Source organism: Streptomyces incanus, assembly GCF_042656345.1.
GTDB lineage: Bacteria > Actinomycetota > Actinomycetes > Streptomycetales > Streptomycetaceae > Streptomyces > Streptomyces incanus.
The window spans coordinates 1-7,351 of sequence record NZ_JBHSPC010000159.1 but is presented as its reverse complement, the minus strand read 5'-3'; the positions used below and the strand labels follow the sequence as shown (position 1 = coordinate 7,351).

At 69.4% G+C, this 7,351-nt stretch carries 6 protein-coding genes and 1 pseudogene; 3 read left to right on the top strand and 4 right to left on the bottom strand.

Annotated features, from left to right (window positions below):
- The 3 genes from ACFP2V_RS35655 to ACFP2V_RS35645 form a co-directional block, all read right to left on the bottom strand.
- Window positions 1-231 (bottom strand): transposase (locus ACFP2V_RS35655; RefSeq protein ID WP_381219839.1); only part of this gene is annotated, 231 nt, incomplete at its 3' end.
- A 189-nt stretch (window positions 232-420) separates the two neighbouring features.
- Window positions 421-1,497, bottom strand: a complete 1,077-nt coding sequence (locus ACFP2V_RS35650; RefSeq protein ID WP_381219836.1) for a winged helix DNA-binding domain-containing protein — start codon at window positions 1,495-1,497, stop codon at window positions 421-423.
- Between the two features lie 26 nt (window positions 1,498-1,523).
- On the bottom strand, window positions 1,524-2,258 hold the full coding sequence (locus ACFP2V_RS35645) for an alpha/beta fold hydrolase (protein WP_381219833.1): 735 nt from the start codon (window positions 2,256-2,258) through the stop codon (window positions 1,524-1,526).
- A gap of 79 nt (window positions 2,259-2,337) precedes the next feature.
- Between ACFP2V_RS35645 and ACFP2V_RS35640 the strand changes: the two genes are divergently transcribed.
- From ACFP2V_RS35640 to ACFP2V_RS35630, 3 genes are all read left to right on the top strand, one after another.
- Window positions 2,338-3,312, top strand: a complete 975-nt coding sequence (locus ACFP2V_RS35640) for a helix-turn-helix transcriptional regulator (RefSeq protein WP_381219830.1) — start codon at window positions 2,338-2,340, stop codon at window positions 3,310-3,312.
- Window positions 3,313-3,753: 441 nt separating this feature from the next.
- Complete coding sequence (locus ACFP2V_RS35635) at window positions 3,754-4,596, top strand: tyrosine-type recombinase/integrase (protein WP_381219827.1); 843 nt, start codon at window positions 3,754-3,756, stop codon at window positions 4,594-4,596.
- Between the two features lie 110 nt (window positions 4,597-4,706).
- Window positions 4,707-5,732, top strand: coding sequence for an alcohol dehydrogenase (locus ACFP2V_RS35630; RefSeq protein ID WP_381219824.1), 1,026 nt, complete (start codon window positions 4,707-4,709; stop codon window positions 5,730-5,732).
- A 290-nt stretch (window positions 5,733-6,022) separates the two neighbouring features.
- On the opposite strand, the pseudogene ACFP2V_RS35625 reads toward ACFP2V_RS35630, so the two are convergent.
- Window positions 6,023-6,816: pseudogene (locus ACFP2V_RS35625) on the bottom strand (SDR family oxidoreductase).
- Between the last annotated feature and the right edge of the window lie 535 nt (window positions 6,817-7,351).

Below are 7,351 nucleotides of genomic sequence, written 5' to 3'. Positions count from 1 at the left end.
CGACACAGCAGTCCAGCCACGATCAGACTCGCCTCTACCGCTTAACTGAACGGCATTGCCCCCTGACCGGTCAACCTTGTCCTGCCTGACCCAGTTCCGCAGCCCCTCGGCGCTGACGCCGATCTCCCGGGCGACCTCGGTCACCGTCTTCCCCGACGAGTACACCAACGCGACCGCGTCGCGCTTGAACTCGGCCGTGTACCGCTTGCTCGTATTGCTCTTCTTGCTCACTACCTGGAACTGCTTCCTCCGGGACCTGTCGTCCCAGTATCAGGCTGTCCAGGCCGAGGGTGGAACTTCAACGTCGACTTCACCCCGCTCCATGAGCAGGGTCTGATCGCCGCCGGCCTCGGTCGGGCCGCTTGACCCAACGTTCTCGCCTACGCGGCCGCCCTATTTCTGGATCGGGATGCGGGTCGGCTATGCGGTGGGCCGCAGAAAACCGACGACGGCCTCCTTCTCCATGTCGATACCCTGCTCGATCTGAGGCGGGACAGGTTCGAACGCATCCACCTGGATGGAGCGCGAGCCGGAGCCACGGGTCCAGGTGGCGATGGCCAGGCCGTCGGCGATGACGGTGGGCCGGATGAGGCCGCCTCCTGGCCAGACGCGGGCCTGGTGGAGAGCGGGGACGGACACCTCGCGGGTGCGGTAGCCGATCAGGTAGTTGTCGTAGGCGGGCAGCATGCGAACGTCCGGGGTGTCAGACGAGCCTGGGAGTCCTTTCACCCGCCCGGCGAGCATGGTCAACGCGCCGTACTCGGTGATCGCGCCCGATTCCGCCAGCATTTTCTGGGCCCTGCGGGCCCAGGTGACCGGCAGCCCGGACCAGGCGGCGAAGTCCTCCAAGGTGGCGGGGGCGTGCGCGGCCAGGTAGCGGCGGGCCAGCTCGGCGAGAGCAGCGTCTCCCTCCCACCGGAAGCGCCTGGTGGTGGGCAGCCAGTCGTCGAGCAGCACATACGTGGTCTCACCGGCGCGCTGTGGGCCGTGGCAGAGGGTGCCGGTGAGTGCCGCGTGGCGGATCAGGTAGAACGGCGCCTGCCCGTCCGGCGGAATACCGAGGGTGGTGAGGTGCTCGGTCAGCTCGGCCCGGGTGAGTGGGCCGTGCGCGGCAAGAACCCGCCGGATGAGATGGTCGGCGCGCTGGCGCAGATCATCGTCCAGGCCCAGCTGCTGGTAGCGGCGGCTGGTTGTGGCAAGGATCCGCGGGGACAGCAACCGCAGGACCCAGCGGGCGTCGTCGCTGGGGATGGTGTGCAGGGTGCCGCGCATGTACCAGTTACGGACGATGCTCCGCTCGTCCTCGTACGCCATGCGGATGGCCCCGGCGGTGATGTCCAGCCCACGTACCCGGATGCCCAGGTCGGCGGCCGTGGCGTCCTGGGCCTGGATGGCGAAGACCCGTCGGACGACCGCCTCTGCAGAGGCCTCCCGTGCTCCGCCGGCCAGGGCCTGGGCGTGGGCCCGCAACCGGCGGACGCTTTCGTGGTCAAGCATCGGGCTGTGCCTCTCAGCCAGCACGGTCAGGAGACGGCCGCGTCGAGGACGCCGGCGAGTTCGGCGGGCGCGGACAGCATCGGCCAGTGCCCGGTGGGCAGGTCGAAGCGCCGCCACGGCGGCTGGTTCAGGAAGGCCAGCATCGGCACCCCGGCATCCAGCAGCCCCGTGAAGTCATGGCACGCGACCAGGACACGGTCCACATCGGAACCGAGCTCCGCCGGGCCGTCGAGACGCTGGGTGAATGTGCCAAATGGCTGAGGGGTGGCACGCGAGCGTAGAACGTCCCGCTGGCCCCCATCGAGCCCGTCGAGGCTGCTGGACAAGCCCAGGACCTCGAAGGGCGGCATCGGCAGCCGCCACCCGTCGCCAGAAGCGTCGACCTGCTGGCGCAGCTGGTCCTCTGCCTCCGGCGGCATCAGGTCGAGCATGCACATGCCTGCGGCGAACGGGGCGCTGTCCACGTACACCACGCGCTCCAGCCGGTCGCCGAGACGTCCGGCTGCCCCGGTCACTGGAGCAGCCGCATAGCTGTGGGCGACCAGCGTGACCTCGCGCAGATCGTTCCGCTCGACGAATCCCGTGATATCCGCGATGTGCGTGCCCAGATCCGTCTGGAGTCCGCCCTGGTCTGCGTGCTCGGCCAGGCCCGTCAGCGTCAGCGGCAGCGCCGTGTGGCCGCGCTCCCGCAGAGCGCGGGCGGTGTCTTCCCAGGTCCATGCCCCGAGCCAGGCACCGGGAACGAGTACGAAGGTGGCCATGTGATCTCCCAGAAGTAGGTGCTGCGGGGAGCGTAAAGTCAATACAGGACAGAATCCGCCCTGAAATGCCGAGTGATCCATGTCGCATCCCCTGACCCGCGTGCTCACCTTGCTGGAACTCCTCCAGTCCAACGCCCGGCTCACCGGGGCGGAGCTGGCCGACCGCCTGGACACCGACGTCCGCACAGTGCGTCGATACATGTCCCACCTACGCGACTTGGGCATCCCTGTGGAGGCCGAACGCGGCCGCTACGGCGGCTACCGACTGGCCCGCGGCTACCGCATGCCACCTCTGGTCCTCACCAATGACGAGGCTCTCGCCGTCGTCCTGGGCCTGCTCGCAGCAGAACGCCTGGGCATGGGCACTGCCGCGCCGGCCAATGCCGGTGCCCTGGCCAAGATCGAGCGGGTGCTTCCGCACGCCCTGCGTGAACCGCTCGCCGCCATGCGGGAGACCCTGTCGTTCACCGCCAACGCCGTGATCGGTCAGGCACCCGGAACCGGCGTCCTGCTGGCCCTTGCCCAGGCCTCCCGCGCCCACATGACCGTAGGCATCCACCACCAGTCATGGTGCCAGGAACACACCGAACGCGACATCGACCCATACGGCGTGGTCTTCCACACCGGCCGCTGGTACGTCGTCGGCCACGACCACCTCCGCGACAGCCTGCGTACCTTCCGCATCGACCGCATCGCCTCCGTCACCTCCCGAGCCGACAGCTTCACCGCACCCGACGGCTTCGACCCCGTCGCCCACCTCACCTCGACCCTCGCTCAGGGGCCCTACCGCTGGCAGGTCGAGGTGACGATCCATGGCCCCCTCGATGAGATCGCTCGCCGGCTGCCTCGCTCAGCGGTGACCCTCACCGCCCAGCCCACCGGCGTTCTCATGCACGCACGGGCAGAACGGCTGGACGGCATGGCCCACATGCTCGCCTCCCTGGAGTGGCCCTTCACCATCCACCATCCCGACGAACTACGGCAGGCGCTCAAGAATCTGGCCGCCCAGCTCACCGCAGCCGCCCAGCGGGGACCGGAAAAACTGCCGCAGTAAATGCCGGATTTACTGCGGCAGAGCCCCTACCGCGATCATCGCGACCTGCAGCGGGTTCTCCGGCCGCCGCAGGCGAGGTGTACGCATTTACTGCGGCAGAGCCAGGGAGGCGGGGTGAGCGTGGCGATCGAACCGGTGACCGAACTCGAGAGCGGGGCGCGCTCCGGCCGCCGCGCACCCGGGTGGTGCCCCTGTCCGCCCCGCCCTCGTCGTACACCGCGGCGGTCGAGCGGTACCTCACCGGTGCGGGCATCGCGAAGTCCTCCGCGCGGATCTACCGGATCTCGCTGACGACGTGGGGGTGGATGCTCGCCGGCGAACCGGCGCCGGCCGGGCCCGCCCGCCGGGGCGCGAAGCCGCCCGTCTTCCCCGTCGCCGCGATCGACGGCCCGGCGCTGCCGGAAGTGCTGGCCGAGCTGGCGGCGGCGCCGGGCGGAGGCGATGGACGCCGACACCGTCAACCGGGAACTGTCCATCGCGCGCAAGGCGATCGGCTGGTGGCAGCGTCAGGGCTGGATCGAATCCGATCCGACGATCGGCATCGAGCGGCGGCCGGCGCCGCCGGACCGCACCAAGGCCCTGGCCGAGAACCAGATCGCCGCCCTGTGGCGCCTGGACGTCGCGCTGCGGGAGAAGACGCAGTGGAAGTTGCTCTACGAGTCCGCCGTGAGGGCCGACGAGGTGTTGTGCCTGAACGTGGAAGACCTCTACCCGCAGGACAAGCGTGGCAGGATCACCGCCAAGGGCGGGGCGACCGAGTGGATTCACTGGCAGTCCGGCACCGCCCAGCTGCTGCCGCGCCTCATCGCCCGCCGCACCCGCGGCCCGCTGTTCCTCACCGACCGCAAGGCCCCGGCCGGAACACCGACGCTCGACGTGTGTCCGGAGACCGGCCGGGCCCGGCTCTCCTACCGCCGGGCCGAAGAGATCTTCGAGGAGAACACCCGCCTGCTGGTCAACCCCCTTGCCTCAGCCGAGGACATCGAGGACCTGGACGGCTGGACACTGCACCGGCTACGTCACAGTGCCCTGACGCACGACGCCGAGGACGGCACCTCCACCCCGATGCTGCTGGCCCGCTCCCGCCACGCATCCGTCCGTTCCCTGGAGCGATACGCCCGCCCCGGCGTCGACTCGGTCGCCCGGCACGTCGCCGCACGTAAGCGGATCAGGGCTGCAAGATCATCCCGTTGCCCCTTTGACGCGTATCTCGGCCACACCCCCTGTCCGCCCGCGCGAATCGTTCCGTGGCCTTGTCCCAGCGCCGGCACCTGTGTGCTGTAGTCGGCGTCTTGTGCCGGGTGCTCACCTGGCTCGGCCGGCTCGGCGCGCGTGATCGGACCGGAGCTGGTGTGCTGGTTGTGGGGGCCGTCGTGCTACCGGGAGTGATCCAGATGAGTACTTATCGTGTCGCGCAGGTGGCCTCCGCCGGCAGTCCGTTCGAGATCGTCGAGCGTGAGGTACCGCGGCCGGGCCCCGGCCGCATACGGATCGCCGTGGATGCCTGCGGGATCTGTCACAGCGACGCCGTTTTCGTCAACGCGATGCTGCCAGGCGTGCGGTTTCCGCTGGTCCCCGGGCACGAGATCGCCGGGCGCATCGAGGAGCTGGGCGAGGGAACAAACAGCGGTGGTCGGCAGGTGGGCGACCGGGTGACGGTCGGCTGGTTCGGCGGCAGTTGCGGCCACTGCACGCCCTGCAGACAGGGCGACTTCATCGTGTGCGAGAACCTGAAGATCCCCGGATGGGCATACGACGGGGGTTACGCCGAGACGGTCATCGCACCGGTCGATGCCCTGGCCAAAATCCCCGACGCCCTGGCGGCGACCGATGCGGCGCCCATGGCCTGCGCGGGGGTGACCACCTACAACGGGCTACGGCGCAGCTCCGCACGGCCGGGCGACCTGGTCGCCGTACTCGGCATCGGCGGCCTCGGCCACCTGGGGGTGCAGTTCGCGGCCGCGATGGGCTTCGAGACCGTGGCCATCGCCCGCGGAGCCGGCAAGGCCGACTTCGCCAAGCAGCTCGGCGCGCACCACTACATCGACAGCACCGCGGACACCTCCGTCGCCGACGCGCTCCAGTCCCTCGGTGGCGCCAGAGTGGTGCTGGCCACCGCCGCCAACTCCGAGGCCACCACGGCGACCGTGGAAGGGCTCTCCCCCCGCGGCGAGCTGGTGATCATCGGTGCGGACGCCGCTCCGCTGGGAATCAGCCCGAACCAGCTGCTCATGAGCGGCAAGATCATCCGAGGCCACCCGTCCGGCACCGCGCAGGACGTGCAGGACACCATGGCGTTCAGCGCCCTGCACGGAATCCGGCCGATGGTCGAGGTCGTGCCACTTGACCAGGCCGACGAGGCATACCAGAGGATGATGTCCGGCGCCGCCCGCTTCCGGATGGTGCTCACCACCCACTGACGCTGTGCGTGCCGATTGATGAGTCGCCCAGCTCGGACCGCACGCTTGAGCGGACCACGGCTCAATCACCGCCGTCCGCGCCGTCCGCGCCGTCCAGCACTACCAGCGCGAACCGAAGCTGGCCGACGAGCCCCGGCAGCTGTGGACGGAGATGGCCCAGGCCGCGCAGCGACGGGGCGAACTGGACCTGATCAAGTCGTGGTACGAGGCCGAAGGTCGGCGCATCGCGCTCGCCTGGTCGAGGACGACACCTCGACGGTGATCGCCCTGTCCGGCGACCCGGTACGACGTCAGACCTGCGCCGTGCCCTGGACGATGATCTCACTGACGTTGACGTCGGCCGGCTGAACGATGGCGTAGCCGAGGGCCTGGGCGATGGCCGAGGCGTCGATACCGACCGTTTCGAGCGCCGCCCGCACCGCGTTCCGCGGCTCGAGGGCGTCTCCGGAGTGGGTGAGCTCGGTTTTGGTGAGGCAGGGGCAGACAACGGTGACGCGGACGTCGGTAGTCTCCTGGCGCAGGCCGTCGGACACGGCGCGTACGGCGAACTTCGTCGCGCAGTACACGGCCCCGGTCGGGTCCACGCGGTGCGTGGTGGTGGAGGCGACATTGATGATGTGCCCGGACCGGCGCTCGCGCATGGCGGGCAGGACCGCCGCGATGCCGCGCAGCACACCGCGCAGGTTCACGTCGATCATCTGGTCCCATTCGTCGACGCGCAGCTCCTCCTGAGGGCGAGCGGCATCACGCCGGCGTTGTTGACCAGGACGTCGGCGCGCCCGTGGCGATCGAGCGCGCTGTCGACGAACGCCTTCACTCTGTCGCGATCGGTGACGTCCAGTTGCGCGGACTCGACGCGGTGGCCGGCCTCGGTGAGCTCGGTGGCCAGACGGTCCAGGCGGTCCGTGCGCCGGGCGCCGAGGACGACGTGGTGACCGGCGGCCGCCAGGTGGTGGGCGGTGACCTCGCCGATGCCGCTGGACGCGCCGGTCACCAGGACGATCTCGCGGTCGGGGACGGGGCGGGGTTGTGCATGGCTTTGCTTCCTCGGATGCTCTGTCGGCCCTCGTGGCCGGGTACGCATCCAGAACACCACCGGCCCGGATATCGCGTGCTGCAACACGGCGATACCGAGCGTAACCATTCGTCCGCCCTGGCCGACCCCACCCGGCAGCACCCGCCTGCGAGAACCAACCAGCGTGCCCGCCCCGGGCTGCTGCGGGCGCTGGAGAACATCGCCGACATCCCGGCCCCACCGCACCCGACACACCATCAAGCACTCACACACTCAACAACGCGACAGCGCCGATGGTCGCCTACGTGCACGGGTGCCTCGGCCCATCCCAGCAACCCGCAGATCGGTCGCAAGTTCGATTCCTGGACTGTCAGGATCACTCGATAAGCCATCGCTTTCGCTCAGGTGCATCGCACCATGCGCGCATCCGAGCCGCCGGACAGTCCACAGCCGACGACGGAGCACATCGAAACTACTCGTTCAGCCCTCGAACTGAGTAGCGGCTGCCACCAAGATGCTGTAGGGGTTCCCGTATGCGGAGTACAGGGGGCTGTCGAAAAATAACTCGTCGATTTCTGGCTTCCGTTGGCCCGTAGGATGCCGG

Coding starts and splice junctions, on each gene's coding strand:
- ACFP2V_RS35645 (WP_381219833.1), bottom strand. CDS start 2,258: ATGGCCACCTTCGTACTCGTTCCCGGTGCCTGGCTCGGGGCATGGACC.
- ACFP2V_RS35635 (WP_381219827.1), top strand. CDS start 3,754: ATGGACGCCGACACCGTCAACCGGGAACTGTCCATCGCGCGCAAGGCG.
- ACFP2V_RS35640 (WP_381219830.1), top strand. CDS start 2,338: ATGTCGCATCCCCTGACCCGCGTGCTCACCTTGCTGGAACTCCTCCAG.
- ACFP2V_RS35630 (WP_381219824.1), top strand. CDS start 4,707: ATGAGTACTTATCGTGTCGCGCAGGTGGCCTCCGCCGGCAGTCCGTTC.
- ACFP2V_RS35650 (WP_381219836.1), bottom strand. CDS start 1,497: ATGCTTGACCACGAAAGCGTCCGCCGGTTGCGGGCCCACGCCCAGGCC.